General features: G+C 66.0%; 16 protein-coding genes. 14 read left to right on the top strand and 2 right to left on the bottom strand.

The window, feature by feature from the left end; translation table 11 throughout:
• Positions 1 to 9 precede the first annotated feature (9 nt).
• The 12 genes from ACX3PH_RS02315 (at position 10) to ACX3PH_RS02260 (ending at position 12,292) form a co-directional block, all read left to right on the top strand.
• Positions 10 to 1,851, top strand: a complete 1,842-nt coding sequence (locus ACX3PH_RS02315) for a bifunctional sugar phosphate isomerase/epimerase/4-hydroxyphenylpyruvate dioxygenase family protein (RefSeq protein ID WP_459088965.1) — start codon at positions 10 to 12, stop codon at positions 1,849 to 1,851.
• 104 nt (positions 1,852 to 1,955) lie between these two features.
• Entirely contained in the window at positions 1,956 to 3,044 is a 1,089-nt protein-coding gene (locus ACX3PH_RS02310) for a Gfo/Idh/MocA family protein (protein ID WP_459088963.1), read from the top strand.
• Positions 3,041 to 3,832 (top strand): IclR family transcriptional regulator, encoded by a 792-nt coding sequence (locus ACX3PH_RS02305; RefSeq protein ID WP_459088961.1) that lies wholly within the window; start codon positions 3,041 to 3,043, stop codon positions 3,830 to 3,832. The genes ACX3PH_RS02310 and ACX3PH_RS02305 overlap by 4 nt, the downstream gene beginning before the upstream one ends.
• Positions 3,829 to 4,593 (top strand): SDR family NAD(P)-dependent oxidoreductase, encoded by a 765-nt coding sequence (locus tag ACX3PH_RS02300; RefSeq protein ID WP_459088959.1) that lies wholly within the window; start codon positions 3,829 to 3,831, stop codon positions 4,591 to 4,593. The genes ACX3PH_RS02305 and ACX3PH_RS02300 overlap by 4 nt, the downstream gene beginning before the upstream one ends.
• Before the next feature lie 27 nt (positions 4,594 to 4,620).
• Entirely contained in the window at positions 4,621 to 4,917 is a 297-nt protein-coding gene (locus ACX3PH_RS02295; RefSeq protein WP_459088957.1) for a Dabb family protein, read from the top strand.
• Complete coding sequence (locus ACX3PH_RS02290; protein WP_459088955.1) at positions 4,914 to 6,668, top strand: FAD-dependent oxidoreductase; 1,755 nt, start codon at positions 4,914 to 4,916, stop codon at positions 6,666 to 6,668. The genes ACX3PH_RS02295 and ACX3PH_RS02290 overlap by 4 nt, the downstream gene beginning before the upstream one ends.
• 13 nt (positions 6,669 to 6,681) lie before the next feature.
• Complete coding sequence (locus ACX3PH_RS02285; protein ID WP_459088953.1) at positions 6,682 to 7,431, top strand: hypothetical protein; 750 nt, start codon at positions 6,682 to 6,684, stop codon at positions 7,429 to 7,431.
• Positions 7,428 to 8,363, top strand: a complete 936-nt coding sequence (locus ACX3PH_RS02280; RefSeq protein WP_459088951.1) for an NAD-dependent epimerase/dehydratase family protein — start codon at positions 7,428 to 7,430, stop codon at positions 8,361 to 8,363. Before ACX3PH_RS02285 ends, ACX3PH_RS02280 begins: the two co-directional genes overlap by 4 nt.
• Positions 8,363 to 9,205, top strand: coding sequence for a sugar phosphate isomerase/epimerase family protein (locus tag ACX3PH_RS02275; RefSeq protein WP_459088949.1), 843 nt, complete (start codon positions 8,363 to 8,365; stop codon positions 9,203 to 9,205). Before ACX3PH_RS02280 ends, ACX3PH_RS02275 begins: the two co-directional genes overlap by 1 nt.
• Before the next feature lie 114 nt (positions 9,206 to 9,319).
• Positions 9,320 to 10,348 carry a TRAP transporter substrate-binding protein DctP gene (gene dctP / locus ACX3PH_RS02270; protein WP_459088947.1) on the top strand — a complete coding sequence of 343 codons (1,029 nt, stop codon included), beginning with the start codon at positions 9,320 to 9,322 and terminating at the stop codon, positions 10,346 to 10,348.
• A 10-nt stretch (positions 10,349 to 10,358) separates the two neighbouring features.
• Entirely contained in the window at positions 10,359 to 11,393 is a 1,035-nt protein-coding gene (locus tag ACX3PH_RS02265) for a zinc-dependent alcohol dehydrogenase (protein WP_459088945.1), read from the top strand.
• Between the two features lie 110 nt (positions 11,394 to 11,503).
• Positions 11,504 to 12,292 carry an IclR family transcriptional regulator gene (locus tag ACX3PH_RS02260; RefSeq protein WP_459088943.1) on the top strand — a complete coding sequence of 263 codons (789 nt, stop codon included), beginning with the start codon at positions 11,504 to 11,506 and terminating at the stop codon, positions 12,290 to 12,292.
• Positions 12,293 to 12,316: 24 nt separating this feature from the next.
• On the opposite strand, the gene ACX3PH_RS02255 is transcribed toward ACX3PH_RS02260, so the two are convergent.
• Positions 12,317 to 13,768, bottom strand: a complete 1,452-nt coding sequence (locus ACX3PH_RS02255; RefSeq protein ID WP_459088941.1) for an L-lactate permease — start codon at positions 13,766 to 13,768, stop codon at positions 12,317 to 12,319.
• On the opposite strand from ACX3PH_RS02255, the gene ACX3PH_RS02250 reads away from it, so the two are divergent.
• Complete coding sequence (locus tag ACX3PH_RS02250) at positions 13,760 to 14,053, top strand: type II toxin-antitoxin system RelE/ParE family toxin (RefSeq protein WP_459089816.1); 294 nt, start codon at positions 13,760 to 13,762, stop codon at positions 14,051 to 14,053. The genes ACX3PH_RS02255 and ACX3PH_RS02250 overlap by 9 nt on opposite strands.
• A gap of 25 nt (positions 14,054 to 14,078) precedes the next feature.
• Positions 14,079 to 14,375 (top strand): HigA family addiction module antitoxin, encoded by a 297-nt coding sequence (locus tag ACX3PH_RS02245; RefSeq protein ID WP_459089814.1) that lies wholly within the window; start codon positions 14,079 to 14,081, stop codon positions 14,373 to 14,375.
• Positions 14,376 to 14,400: 25 nt separating this feature from the next.
• On the opposite strand, the gene ACX3PH_RS02240 is transcribed toward ACX3PH_RS02245, so the two are convergent.
• A complete protein-coding gene (locus ACX3PH_RS02240) occupies positions 14,401 to 15,333 on the bottom strand; it encodes an alpha/beta hydrolase (RefSeq protein ID WP_459088939.1) in 933 nt (310 codons plus the stop codon).
• Positions 15,334 to 15,446: the final 113 nt, after the last annotated feature.

The following is a 15,446-nucleotide window of genomic DNA, read 5'->3' as shown; positions in this document are numbered from 1 at the left end:
AGGGTCACCATGCGCACGTCCATCGCCACGGTCTGTCTGAGTGGCAAGCTCGAGGAAAAGTTGCACGCCTGTGCCGAGGCCGGTTTCGCGGGCGTCGAGATCTTCGAGCAGGATCTGCTGGTGTCGCCGCACAGCCCGGAGCAGATTCGCGACCTGGCGGCGCGGCTTGGCCTCTCGCTGGACCTCTTTCAGCCCATTCGCGATGTCGAAGGTGTCGAGCCGGAGGTGTTCGCCGAGAACCTGCGACGGGTCGAGGCCAAGTTCGTGCTGATGAACCGCCTCGGTATCGACCTGGCGCTCATGTGTACGAACGTGGCGACGGCCACGATCGACGACGACGAGGTGGTCGCCGACCAGTTGCGCCAGTTGGGTGACCTCGCCGAACGCTACGCCGTGCGGGTCGCCATGGAGTCCCTCGCGTGGGGCCGCTTCATCAGCGACTTCGAGCACGTGCAGCGCGTTGTGGGTCTGGCTGACCACCCGGCGGTGGGTCAGTGCCTCGACACCTTCCACGTGATCTCGCGCGACTGGGCGCTCGAGCCGCTGGAGAACCTCCCGGTCGACAAGATATTCTTCGTGCAGCTCGCCGATGCACCGCGGCTCAGTCTTGATGTGCTCTCGTGGAGTCGCCATTACCGTGTCTTTCCGGGCCAGGGCGACATGGATGTGCCGGCTTTCCTCGGCTACATCGCACGCACCGGCTATGACGGGCCCGTTTCGCTCGAGATTTTCAACGACACGTTCCGGCAGGCCGACCCGTTCCGCACTGCGGTCGACGGGATGCGCAGCCTTGTCTGGCTGCAGGAGCAGACGGCCCTGTGGCTTGCCGGCAGGCCGGGAACTGCGCCGCGCATGGAACTCGCCCCCCTCGTGCAGGTCGAGGAACCGAGCGGGTACAATTTCGTCGAAGTTCGGGCCGACGACTCCCATCGCCTCCGCGATGTGCTGGCCACCCTGGGCTTTCGGTCGCAGGGAAAGCACCGCAACAAGCCCGTGGAGCTGTGGGAGCACGGTGGTGCCCGCATCATCGTGAACGAGCAGCCGACATCGCGCACCGAGCCGGCGATCGCCGCTCTCGGATTCGATGTGCCTGACCCGGTGCGGGCCGCGTCCCGTGCGCTGCAGTTGCGCGCGTCGTCGGTGCCTCGAAGCCAGCAGATCGGCGAGGAGGTGCTGCAGGCGGTCAGCGCCCCCGATTCGACCGAGATCTTCTTCAGCCGCGTCGATTCCGAGGGGGTGCCGCCGTGGGCGGTCGAGTTCGGGGACGGTGAGCGCGTCACCGGCACCGATGACCTCATCACGCACATCGACCACGTGAATCTGGCCCAGCCGTGGCAGCACTTCGATGAGGCCGTGCTCTTCTACCAGAGCATCCTCGGCCTGCACCCCCAGCCTTCCCTCGATGTGCCTGCACCGGTCGGTCTCGTGCGCAGCCAGTCGATGAGCACAACGGATGCTGCGGTGCGTCTTGCCCTCAACATCGTCCCCGCCCTGTCGGGCGACGACGACGGCACCATCTATCCCCAGCATGTCGCGTTCCTGTGCCGCGATATCGTTGCCCTGGCCGAGCGCGCGGTCGAGCGCGGCCTTGAGTTCCTGCCCATCCCCCCGAACTACTACGAGGATCTCGCCGCGCGTTTCATCCTGAGCCCGGAGTTCCTCGCCGAACTTGAGCGCCTGCACCTTCTCTATGACCGGGACGAGCACGGCGAGTTCCTGCATTTCTATACGGGAGCAGTGGGCCGGGTTTTTCTCGAGGTCGTCGAGCGGCGAACCGGCTACGCCGGTTACGGCGCCCCCAATGCACCCGTTCGGCTCGCTGCTCAGCACCGGCTCCTGGAAGCCAAGTAGCGGGGTCGACGTGTCCAAGCATCTGCCATAATTGGAACCCCGTTCCAAAAAACTGCTACCGTGTTGTAGCGGGGTACCCGCAACAACAGTGAAAGGTGACAATGGTGTCGACCAGTCCACGCAAGCCGCTGCGCATCGGCCTCATCGGCGCCGGCTTCATGGGGCGACAGCACGCCGAATACATCGAGAACAATCCCGACGCCCTGCTGGCCGGTATCGCCGACCCGTTCACCGCGACGGTCGCCGATGAGCGAAACGTTCCCCACTTCGGCGACCACCGCGAGCTGCTCGCGCAGCCAGGGCTCGACGCGGTCGTCATCGCCAACCCCAACAATCTCCACGTCGACACGGCAATCGATTGCATCGAGGCGGGCGTCGCCGCACTGCTCGAGAAGCCGGTAGCGCCCACCTACTCCGAGGCGCTGCGCCTCATGGCAGCAACCGCGGCATCCGCCGTACCGGTGCTCGTCGGCCAGCACCGACGCCATCACCCCTCCATCTCGGTTGCTCGTGACCTGGTTCAGACGGGTGGACTCGGCAAGCTGATCGCCGTCAACGGCATGTGGGCGGCGCGCAAAGAAGACAGCTACTTTGACGAAGAATGGCATCGCACGAAGGGTGCCGGCGTCATGCTCATCAACCTCGTGCACGACCTCGACCTGCTGCGCTACATCTGCGGCGAGATCCTCACCGTGCAAGCCGCTCTCGGCCACGAAGCCCGCGGCCTCGAGGTCGAAGACACCGTGAGTGTTGTGGTGCGGTTCGAGAACGGCGCGCTGGGCAGCTTCATTGCTTCGGATGCTGCGGCTTCCCCCTGGGGCTGGGATCAGTCCACCGAGGACTTCAATTCGTTCCCCTACATTCCGAACAATGCGAGCTTCTTCCTTGCCGGCAGCGAGGGCGCGCTCGCCGTGCCCAACCTCGCCCACTACTTCTATGCCGGCGAAGAAGCAAACTGGCATCATCCGCTCAGCCTTCGCTACGAGGAGAAGGGCACCGGCGACTCGTACACGCGCCAGATGGCCCACTTCGTCGATGTGGTGCGCAACGAGGCGACGTCGATCGTTTCGGTCGCGGATGCGGCACAGACCCTCGCCCTGATTGAGGCCGCCCGCGAGGCTGGCGAATCGGGCGGCACGGTTGTCGTGGCCGACTACATCAAGCGAATCGCCATGCTGGGCGGTGTGTCGTGAGCACAGCCGTACCCCGAAGTTTCGCCGTGCTGGAGCTGCTCGTCGGAAAGCCCGACGGCCTGCAGCTGGGTGAGATCGCAGAAGCACTCGAGCTACCGAAGAGCGCTGCCCACCGAGTGCTTGCAGAGCTCGTCGCCCTCGGGTACGTCAATCAGGAAAACGCCGACGGTCGCTACGCGCTCGGCCTGCGCCTCATCTCCCAGGCCGTCCGACACCTGGCGCGCATACCGCTCGTCGAACTGGCGAAGCCGCTGCTCGACCGTCTCGCCGAGGTCTCGGGCGAATTGGCTCGCCTGGGCCTGCCCGATCACGGATCACTCATCTGGGTGGCGAAGACGCAGGGCGCGCGGTCGGGCCTGCGCTACGACGCCGACGCGGGTCGCGAGGTCAAACTGGTACGCACGTCCAGCGGCATGGCCTGGCTTTCGACGATGTCCGACGTTGTCGCGAGTGCGCTCCTCGCCGCGCAGGGCTTCGACGACCTCGAGAACTTCGGACCCGACGGCCCGACCGACCTGGAATCCGCGCTCGAGTTGCTGAACCAGGTACGGGCGGATGGCTACTGTTACACCGACTCGACGTTCGAACTCGGCACAGCGACGATCGCGGTGCCCATCAGCTCAGAGGGAACCGTCGCCGCCGGCGTGCTCAGCATCTCCGGGCCAAGTGTGCGCCTGACGCAGGAGCGCGGGCTCGCCCTGGTGCCGCATCTGCGCGAGGCCGCCGCACAACTTTCCATATTCAGTGTCGACTCGGGGCGCGAGCCCCAGAAAGCGAGCGTTTCATGAACGCCATCATCATCACCGGCGCCGCCGGCGGCATCGGCCAGGAAGTGGCGCGCCGACTGGCCCGGGACCACGGTTCCAACGCGCGGCTCGCCCTCGTCGGACGCACCGAAGAACGTGTGCAGGCCCTCGCCGATGAGCTGCGGGAAGCCGGCGCCAATGTGCTGCAGGTCGGCAGTGACCTGGCCGCTGCCACCGGTCCCGGCGAGGCCGTCAAGGCGGCGGCAGCGCACTTCGGTGGCATCAGCGGCGTGGTGAGCGTCGCCGGCATCATGGGAAGCGCGCGCCTCACCGATGTAAGCGTCGAAGATTTCGATCTTGCCTTCGCCGTCAATGCGAGGGCCACTTTCCTGCTGGGTAAGGCAGCCTTTCCCCACCTTGCTGAGTCGAGCGGGTCCCTCGTCGCGATCGGGTCCATGGCCGGAAACGATGCCGCGCCGTTCGGGGCGTACAGCGCCACAAAGGCGGCGCTGCAGATGATCGTGGAGCTTTTCGCACGCGAGTGGGGACAGGCCGGAGTGCGGGCGAACGTTATCTCCCCCGGCATGATCATGACGCCCATGTCGCCGGCCGCCCACAACGAAGAGCTTCGACTGCGGAGGGAGGGGCGCATCCCCCTTGGTCGCATGGGTGCGCCCGACGACATTGCCGGCGTCGTCTCGTTCCTGCTCAGCCAGGACGCCCGGTACGTGACGGGCGCGAACATCGCGGTCGATGGCGGAGTGCGGGGCAACTACGTCTCCGGCGTCGTCGGCGTCTCATAGCCCGCAGCAGTGAAAGGACCCTCAACCATGATCAGACACGTCGCCGTACTCCGGTTCGTCCCCGAGTTCACTGAAGGGCAGCGCGACGAGTGGATCGCCCTTCTGCTCGACCTGCCCAACCACATCCCGCAGATCAGGGCCATCAGTGCCGGCAAGAACGTCGTGCCCGGGCCCGCCGCACATGAGGTGGCCATCGTCGCCGACTTCGACAGTGTGGCCGACCTGCAGACCTACTCGACCCATCCCGCTCACCAGCGCCTTGTCGATATCTCGGGCCCGGTCAAGGCGTCGCTTGCCGTCGTCGATTTCGAAATAGACGGATGACCGGGGCACGACTCCATCGAATTACCGAGTATCCCGACGGCACCGAATTCGATGTAGTCGTGGTCGGTGCTGGCGCGGGAGGCCTTGCGGCCGCGCTGTACGCAGCCATTCGGGGGGCCCGGATTCTGCTCGTCGAGCGCACGGACCTCGTGGGCGGCACGACGGCCTATACGGCCGGCACGCTCTGGATTCCGGGAACACACCTGGCGCGCGAGGCGGGGGGCCCGGCCAACGACATCGACTCGGCGGAACGCTATCTCGACACCGCAGTGGGTGACCGGTCCGACCGAAACCTGCGCACGGCGTTCTTGCGTGCCGGCCCTGAGGCGGTCGAAGTACTCGCCCGCGAGCACGGCATGGAGCTTCGGGTGCGCCCCCACCACCCCGACTACATGGGCGAGCTTGCGGATGCTGCGCTGGGTTGGCGTCCCGTTGAGGCCCTCACGGTGAATGGCTCCCAGGTGCCCGCGCTCGATGTCATCCGCCAGCAGACACAAGAGTTCACGGTTTTCGGTGGCATGATGCTCGAGCACCAGGAGATCGCTGACTTCAGCAAGATAGCCCGTTCGCCGTTCGCGCCGTCGAGCTGGCGGCCGCTCGTCAGTGCTGCCCGCGTGTTTGCACGACACCTGCTGACGCGCCCTTTTCATCGCAGGGCAACGCGAATGACGATGGGGAATGCCCTCGTCGGCCGCCTCATGATCGCGCTCGGCAACCGCGAGGTGCCGATCGTGTTGGACGCGACGGTCGACGAGATCGAAACCCGAGATGGACGCGTCGTCGGCGTCGTCATCGAGCAGCACGGCGTCCGTCGGCGTTTCGGGGTGCGCCAGGGACTGATCTCGGCAACCGGTGGGTTCAACCGCAGTGTCGAGCGCCGGGCGGCCCTCATGCCGAAGGTGCCGATGGAGTGGAGCCCCATCGCGCCTGGCTCCACCGGGCAACTGCACGACAAGATAGAGGAGCTGGGCGGCCACTACGGCGAGCTTCCCGACACGTCCGGATTCTGGGCCCCCGTCTCGCTGCCGCCAAGGGCCGATGGCACCACGGGGGTGTACTCGCACTTCGCCCTCGACCGCGCGAAGCCAGGTTTCCTCGTCGTCGATCAAGACGGCATCCGCTACCTGAATGAATCCCTGTCGTACCACCGCTTCGGCCTCGCCATGCAGCAGCGCGAGGGTGGCAAAGGCATGCCGAGCTATCTGATCGGCGACGCGCAGGCCGTCAGGCGCTACGGCATCGGAGCCGTGTTCCCAGGCGGGTGGGGCACCCGGCGCCGTCTTCGCGACGGCTATCTGGTGCGGGCGTCGACGATTGACGAGCTCGCGGCGAAGCTGCGGCTGCCCGCCGACGTACTGCGCGCCAGTGTTGAGACCGTCAATCGGGCGGCCGCCGATGGCGTCGACCCCGAGCTGCATCGCGGCACGACCGCGTATGAACGCAACCTCGGCGATGCGGGCCATGGACCCAACCCGTCGCTGGGCGCCCTTACCGAGGGACCGTACTTCGCCATTCGCCTCTATCCGGGCGATATCGGCGCCGCGCAGGGCTTCGTGACCGACCAAAATGCAGGCGTTCTACGGCGCGACGGGTCCGCGATCGGCGGTCTCTACGCGATCGGCAACGACATGCAGTCGGTCATGGGCGATCGGTATCCGGGCCCGGGCATCACCCTGGGACCGGCCGTCGTCTTCGCCTACTTAGCCGTGCGGGATGCCGTGGCCGGGCCCACTCTCAAACCATTTTCATAGCGAAGGAGCATCCATGATCAACGCCAATGCAGTCCTCTCGATCTGGCACGATATCGAGCCCACCGGGCAGGCCGACTACCTGGAGTGGCATGTCATCGAGCACATGCCGGAGCGGGCATCCATTCCCGGCTTCGTGCGCGGCCGCAGGGGTGTCGCCGTCGATCCACACCAGTCGCCCAAGTACGTGACGCTGTATGAGGCGACGGATGTCACCGTGTTCCGCTCGGCGCCCTATCTCGAGCGCCTCGACAACCCGAGTGAGTGGACCCAGCGCATCCAGCCGTCCTTCCAGAACTTCGTGCGCTTCGCGAACGAGGTGTCGGTGCAGCGTGGTTTCGGCGACGGTGCCTTTGTCACGACCGCCCGTTTCGAGACCGTCGGCGCATCATCGACCCAGTATTCGGATGTTCGGGGTCGCCTTGAATCACTCGTGGACGCCATCGAAGTGGTTCCGTTCGTGGCATCGGTCGCGCTCGCCCGCTCCCGGGACGATGTCACCGACTACGTGACGGAGGAGGCCGAGCTGCGCCCGGTCAACCCGGACCTCGACGGCGTCTCGCATGTGGCGCTGCTCTGCGTCGACACGCTCACGGAGGCGGCGGCCGGTGCCGTCCGCGCGCTCATCCTCGCTGCCGGCGGTGAACTCGGCGACGTTCGGGTCGGCCACTGCTCGACCTTCCTCGTCGACTACGTCGTCGCAGCCGATCAGGTGAACCGGGAGCCGTTCTCGGCCGCGGCGATGGACCAGCGTGGCCGGATATGACCGAATTCCTTCCCCGTTCGGTGCTGGTCACGGGTGGCAACGGTTTCATCGGAGCCTGGGTCGTCAAAAACCTGCTCGACCGCGGCGAGGTTCCGGTCGTCTTCGACGTTGGAGCCCCGAGTGACCTGATGCGCCAGCTCGTTGGGGACGGTCTCCGTCGCGTCCGGTGGATAGCGGGCGACATCTGCGACACCGAACAGGTGCGCGCTGCTGTCAGCGGCGCTGATGCGATCGTTCACCTGGCCGGCGTGCTGACGCCGTTCTGCATCGCCAACCCGGTGGAGGGGGCGAAGGTCAACATCATCGGCACGACGAACATCCTCGATGCAGCCCGGCAGAAGGGTATCGCCGGGGTCGCGTATGCGAGCAGCGCGGCGGTGTACTCATCGACTAGCCTCGACCTCGCTCCCGTATCGCTGTACGGCGCATTCAAGTTCTCCACCGAACTCATCGCGGGTGCGTTCCACCGGCAGTTCGGGCTCAATTCGATGGGGCTGCGCCCCCTTGTCGTCTACGGGCCCGGCCGCGAGACCGGCTCGACCGCCGGAATTTCCCTCGCCTGCCGAGCGGCGGCACTCGGCGAGCCGTTTGAAATCGAGATCGGCGGGCGCACCGACGCAGTCTTCGTTGCGGATGTCGCGGACGCCTTCGTCGTGAGCGCCCTCGACCCGATCAGCGGAGCGCACTCCTACAGCGTTTCGGGAGAGGTCGCATCCATTGACGAGATCATAGAGATCATTCGTTCGATCACGCCGGAAGCGGAAATCACCTCCGGGTCCGGCGATGTCGGTATCCACGCCGACGTCGCAGAGCTCGACCTTCGCGCGCGCCGCGACGACTTCGTGCACACGTCGCTGCGGGACGGACTCGCCCAGACGATCGACGCGTACCGCACCGCGTTTCAGTCGCAACCGCTTCGTTCAGGACAGTAATGCCGACCCTCACGCCCCTGGGCATCGCCCCACTCTGCGCGATCGGCGCGACCCCGGCGGAGTACGTTGCGGCCGCAGCATCCGCGGGCTTCGATTTCGTGGGGATCCGCCTTTCGCCCGTGACCGAGGCCGACACCGTGTACACACCGCTCGGCCCCGATTTTCGGGAGCTCGAGCTCCTCATCGCCGACAGCGGGCTCGACGTGCTTGACACCGAGGTGTTCCGGATGACGGAGCACGCGACTGCCGAGCTGTGGATGCCACTGCTTGAGATGAGCGCACGCCTCGGCGCGCGGCTCTTCAATGTGGTCGGCGCCGACTCCGACCTTGCACGCCTGGCCGACCGGGTGGGCAGCCTCACGTTCGATGCTGCGCCGTTCGGCATCACCCCGGTGCTTGAGCCGCTTGCCTACCTGCCGCTCAATTCGTACCGCACCGCCGTTGACATCGCTCTCAAGGCCGGCTGCGCGGTGGAACTCGACGGACTACACGCGGTCCGCACGGGGCTCGACCCGCTGCTTGTCGCGGACCATCCTGAGCTGTTCCCCGTCTTCCAGGTGTGCGATGCTCCCGCTGTGCTCGTGGAATGGGGGGAGGACCGACCACCCGGTGCCCGCCCCGGTGATAGCGACATGGTCATCGAGTCGCGGCTCAACCGGCTGCTTCCCGGGCGGGGCGACTCACCTCTCGGCGAGCTCATGGCCGCCCTCCGGCCCGGCACACCTGTGGCGATGGAGGTGCCGAACCTCGAGCTCCAGGCGCGCCTTTCGGTCGATGAGTACATCGAGTTGCTACATCGCGAGGCGGTGGAGTTTGTGGGCCGGTTCTCGACTTCGGTGTGAGGTTCGCCCTATGGCTTGGCTTCCACGCTGAACTCTGCGAAACTGATGCTCGTTGAATTTTTGAAACGCTGTTCCGAAAACTGCAAGTACATTCATTTCAAAGGAGAAACCCCCATGGCATTAACCCGTAGAGCGGTACTTGCCCCACTCGCCATACTGTCCGCAGGACTATTGCTGGCCGGCTGCGCCGGTGGCGGTGGAGACACTGCGGATGGGTCTGACGAAACCGTCACACTCACGTTCGCGAACAGCTTCACCGACGACCACCCTCACAGCCGCTGCGGCGCCACCATGATCGCCGACAAGATCAACGCGATGGAGATCGGCCTGCAGATCGACGTCTTCACCAACAGCACCCTCGGCAGCGACGTCGACCGCTTCACCTCGCTGATGTCCGGCGACATCGACCTCGACATCCAGGGCAATTCGGCGATTTCCTCGACCTACGGCCCCGTCGGAGTCATGGACTCCGCCTACGCCTTCACGGGCGCCGACCACATCTTCGAGTTCTACGACAGCGGTGCTGCCGACAAGATGAAGGCAGACCTCCTCGAGGCCACCGGCACGCGTGCCATCCAGCCCTTCTTCTTCGGCATGCGCAACTTCAGCGCGAACAAGCCGATCCGCACCCCCGAAGACCTCGAAGGTGTTCGGATGCGCTTCCCGGACACCCCGGCCTACCTCGCGAATGCCGAGGCTCTCGGTGCAGAAGCGGTCGCTGTTGCTTTCGAGGAACTGTTCCTCGCACTCCAGCAGGGCATCGCTGACGGCCAGGAGAACCCCATTCCGACCGTCTCGTCCATGAGCCTCGACGAGGTGCAGAGCCACGTCAGCCTCAGCGAGCACCACGCGGGATCGCAGCTCGTCCTGATCAACGAGAAGCGGTGGCAGTCACTGAACGACGAGCAGCAGGGCGCACTCACCGACGTGATCACCGAGGTGCGTGACATCAACCGCGAGTGCATCGATGACGTACAGCAGGAAATCATCGACGACTGGGAGGCGACCGGAGCCGTTGAGGTCGTCGAAGATGTCGACCGCGAGGCCTTCGCGAAGAAGGCTGAGGCCTACTTCCTCAACAAGTACACGGGCGCGGAGCTGGAGCTCTTCGAGAGCATCCGCTCCTCGGCCCCGGCCGAGTAGTCACGTCGTCATGAGAGCAGTGGTCAAGACAGCACCGGTCGACGGAGCCCTCGAGTTGGTCGAGTTGGACCGACCCGTTCCGAAGCCCGGTGAGGCACTGCTCGCTGTGACGGCGACCGGCATCTGCGGCACCGATGTCGCAATCTGGAGGTGGAAGGAAGCGGTCGTCGGCCAGTACGGCGCCCGCTTCCCCCTCGTCCCCGGTCATGAGATGGGCGGCAGGGTCGTCGAATCCACCTCCGGCGCCTTCAGCGTCGGCACGGTCGTCGGCGTGAACCCGCAGATCTCCTGCCGGGTTTGCCAGTTCTGCGCCGAGGGCCGTCCCACGCTCTGCGTCGACCGGGTGTTTCTTGGCGGGGGCGTAGACGGTGGCTGGGCGGAGTACGTCTGCGTGCCGGAGACCAACCTGTATGCGCTGCCCGATGGTGTGGACGCCGACGTCGCGACCCTGATGGAGCCGCTCGCCGTGGCCGCGCACGCAGTACTCGAGCGGGCAAAGCCCGAACCCGGCGACACCGTCGTGGTGATCGGTGCTGGGCCGATCGGGCTGGCCACGCTCATTTTGGCCCTCGACGCCGGGGCCGGTGAGGTTTTCGTCACCGGGATCGGTGCCGACACCGCCCGTCTCGCCTTGGCGGCCGAACTCGGCGGAATCCCCATCAACGTCGACGAGCAGGACCCGCTCGCCGTCGTGCGGAACTCACAGGCGGATGGTGCCGACATCGTCTACGAGACCAGTGGCAGCCCCCTCGTGTTCGGTCAGGCGCTGTCTCTCAGCCGGCGCGGCGGCCGTATCGCTCTGATCGGGCTTGCCTCAGTTCCGAGCGAGGCGGTCATGACCCCCATCGTGTTGCGGGAGCTGACCGTGCTCGGGTCGCGCGGCTACAACGAGACCACATGGAACCGGCTGCAGCGGGTTCTGCCGAGGGTGCAGCAGCGGGCGTTGATGCTCGTGTCGCATCGGATGCCTCTCTCCGAGTTCGGTACGGCACTGGATATGCTCGCCGGCGGGCACGGAGCCAACAAGATCCTGCTGGTTCCCTGACTCGCGCGCGAGGTCGTCTCGTGTCGGCGTCCGTCGCTGGAGTAGAGTCTCAATGTTTGCACGCTCATCGATTGTGACTGTGCCGGGCCCATTTTCTAGTCGAGGATCTGATGAGTTCAACCCTGCTGCGGGCTTTCACCATCCTTGAGGTGCTCACCGGCAAACCGGAGGGCATGCGGCTCAGCGACATTGCTTCCACGGCTGAGCTGCCTAAGAGTGCCGTGCACCGCACGCTGGCGCACTTGAGCGATGTGGGGTACGTCAGCCAGGATCCGGTGCACGGTCGGTACATGCTGAGCTTGCGCATGTTGTCCCGTGCGGTGCGCCATCTCGCGAACCTTCCGTTGATGGAGGTGGCGGCTCCCCTCCTCGATGAGTTGGCCGCAGTATCCGGCGAACTTGTGCGGCTCAGTGTCGCAGACGGTGACAAACTGGTCTGGGTCGCGAAACGTCAGGGTGCACGATTCGGGCTGCGCTATGACCCGCAGGCGGGGCGCGAGATCAAGCTGATCCGTGCATCCAGCGGCCTTGCCTGGCTTTCGGGACTCGAGCACCACCGTGCCGTCGCGATTATCGATGCACAGGGGTTTGACGACCTCAACGAGTACGGGCCGCACGGACCGTCCACCCGCGAGGAGGCCCTCAGGGCCCTCGCCGACGTGACGGAGTTGGGTTACAGCTTCACGGATGCCACGTTCGAGCTCGGCACGGCCGCGATCGCTGTGCCCATCCGGGAGCCGGGCCGGGATGCGGTAGGGGCGCTGAATATCGCCGGGCCGAGTGTGCGGTTGCTGCGCGAGAATGCGCTCGAGCTGCTCCCCATGCTGCGGGATGCTGCCGACGACCTCGCGGTGCTCAGTTCGAGGACGTCGCCGGTGCCTTTGTCCGACGAACCCTGAGGTAGGGGCCGCGCCTTTTGGCGCTTACCCCGCGGTTGTCGCCAGCAGCAGTGTCAGCGGCGCGAGCACCACGATGACGATGGCGTTCGCGATGAGCACGGTCACGATGATTCGCACGGGGTCGGCGGGAGCCTGTTGGGGGGCGCGCAGCCCGTCGGCCACGCTGATGGCGAGGGCGATCCGTGACGGTGATGTCATGACGGCGGCCCCGGTGGCCACGTTTTGCGCTCCGAGCGCGACCATGGCGCTGGCCCCGAGGTTGCTGGCGGCGGTGGTGACTCCACCGGCGAACATTGCCGCGGTGGCGGTGTTCGACGCGGTGACGTAACCCCCGATGAATCCGATGAGCGGCACGACGAGCAGGAACCCGGTGCCGAGGCCGGCGGCCGCCTGCGCGAGTGTCGAGGTCATGCCGTTCGCGGCGAGGATCCCGCCGAACAGGATGAACAGCACCGTGATCACACTGACGGGCCAGAACAGCGCGAAGCCTTTGCGTGCGCTCACCCATGCGTCACGGGGCGCGATTGACAGGAAGACGGGGGCGGATGCTGCGGCTACGATCAGCCACAGGGCCGGACTGGTGAGCAGTTCACCCCACAGTCCGAGTTCGATGACCGCCGTGATGCCGGTCATCACGAGCAGCCCGACCACGAGCAACAGGTACGGCAGCAGCGAGATGACGGTGTCGCGCCGCATTCCGGGGATTGGTCCGCCGCTGACCCGGGCGATGAGCAGCACGCACGCGATCGCGGCGAATGACGCGAGGATGCCGGCGAGTGCAACGCTCACCCACGCGTTCGCAGCGATGAGTGCCAGCCAGCTCACCACTGCGGTGGCGAGGGTTTCGCCGGACATGCGGAGCGCGGCCCGGCGTCCCATGCCGACGATCGCGATGCCCGTGCCCATGATGACGAGCACGGGCAGGCTGAGGATGGCGCTCCACACCCCGATGTCGAGCAGGTCGACGCCGCTCATTTCGGCCATGACGAGCAGGCCGGGGCCGAGGGACCCCCAGGGGGCGAGGACGATTCCGAGCAGCCCGATGGTCGCGGCTTTGGTGGCGTTGAGGCCGACGCGCATGAGTAGCGGCACCCCGATGATCACGCCGACGCCCCAGCCGATGATGCATTCGGCGAGGGGGGTGACGCCGAGTCCGAGTAACAGTACGGCTCGGTCGCGATTGTGGGCGGCGGCTCCCAGCCATCCGCCGATTTTTTCTTGCGCCCCCGATACGGCGAGGAATTCGGCGAGCATGACCCCGCCGAAGATGATCAGTACGACGGCTACGGTGAGCAGGAGCAGCGACTGGGTCGTCGAGGTGAGGGCCCCAGAGGTGATGGGGAACCAGAACCAGAGCGCGAGGGTGACGCCGATGACACCGAGCACGGCTGGCACGGGTTTGACCCGCAGGGCGAGCAGTCCGGCGATGAGCACAAGGGGCAACGCGGCGAGACCGATTTCCAGTGGATCGGGCAAGAAATCCCCCGATCAGAGTGGCTGACTGCGGATCTAAATCTACCCCATACCGTTGCCCGGCGGGCTGGCCTCGTCGACACTGCTGACCCTGGTCGTGCTGCCGTCGCTCTACTTCCTGGTCGAGGGTGCGAGGGAGCGACGGGTCGAACGCCGGGGAGCCGTCTCGAACAGCTTCGCGGAAATCGCCAAGGTCAGCACAGCATCCGCGTCAACGACCAATGGCGCGTCTGCTTCACCTGGACGCCCGCGGGGCCCGAACACGTCGAGATCACCGATTACCACTGAACTCATCGCACAGAGAGGAGACAACGTGTCTACAGCACATGACCCAATCCATCCTGGAGAGATCCTCCTCGAGGAGTTCCTGAATCCCTTGGGTATCAGTCAATATCGACTGGCCCGGGCCGTTGACGTGCCGCCGCGTCGTATCAACGAGATCGTGCACGGCAAGCGGGGAATCAGTCCTGACACTGCCCTTCGCCTGGCGCGAGCGCTCGGAACGTCAGATCGGTTCTGGGCCAACCTCCAGACCCGATACGACCTGGATGTTGTCGCTGCAGCGAACGATCACGAGTTGCGTCAGATTAAGCCCCTGATCGGCGCATAGGGCGAACCCATCGGGGCTGCGGCACTCACAGGTGTGCGCGCAGGAACTCGATGATCTGCGCTCGCAGCCCATCGTCGAGCATCCCGATCGAGTGGGCGTTCCCGGGCACCTCGACGTACGCGTGCTCGACGCCGCTCGCCTCCAGCGCCCGCACCAACGTTTCACCCTGGGCCGGCGGGATGAACTCGTCTATCGCGTGCGCGACGAATACGGGCGGGTCGGTCGGGTCCACTGAGAGGTGCGGTGACGCCTCAAGCGCGACGACGCATCCGTCGTAGTCGTCGCAGCCGAGGTAGTCGAGCTGGTACCGCGCGAATTCGGCCGGATAGTCTCCGGCAACGGTCAGGTCGATCGGTCCGCTCAGGTCGACCACCGCGGCGACGCGGGTTCCGATGTCCCACGGACCGGTTCCGGATGCTCCGAGGAGGGCGACCAGGTTGCCACCGGCCGACCCGCCGAAAGCCCCGAGGAGGGACGGGTCGTACCCGTACGCCTCCACCTGCGTCGGCTGCCGCAGCCATTCGACTGCTGAGCGAACATCCTCGATCGCGGCCGGGAATGGCGCTGCCGGCGCGAGCCGGTAGTTGAGGGAGAACGCCACGAAGCCCTCGGATGCCAGCCACTCGCAGGCGCTCCGCCAGTGCAGGCTGGCCTTGTCCCCTTCGCGCCAGCTTCCGCCGTGCACCGATAGCACCGCCCGCCGTGGTCCGCTGTTCAGGGAGCTGCTCTCGGCATCCGCCGGCTGGCAGACGTCCAGGCGTTGAAGGGCGTCGGTCCCGTAAGCCACGTTCTCGACGACCGAGACGTCCGGATAGATGGGCACCTGCTCTTCAACGGATGCCGGTGTCACGCGATCGGTGTCGGGTGAGCACCCGGCGAGCGTCGCCACGAGGGCAGCCGCAGTGACCAGCGCGCCAAGCGCAATGCCGCCGCGTGCGGCACGCCGGAGGTGAAACATGTTGCGGACACTTTAGTTCTATTTCGCAAGCACCCTGTACACCTATTTTCGCGGCGGTTGCCTGATCATCCGCCGCTAAGCGGCCTTCCGGGCGCAGAATCCGTGCTAATTCG

It is taken from the genome of Homoserinimonas sp. A520 (assembly GCF_054489245.1).
Note: the sequence above shows the minus strand (reverse complement) of the source record. Positions and strands in the feature narration are given on the sequence as shown.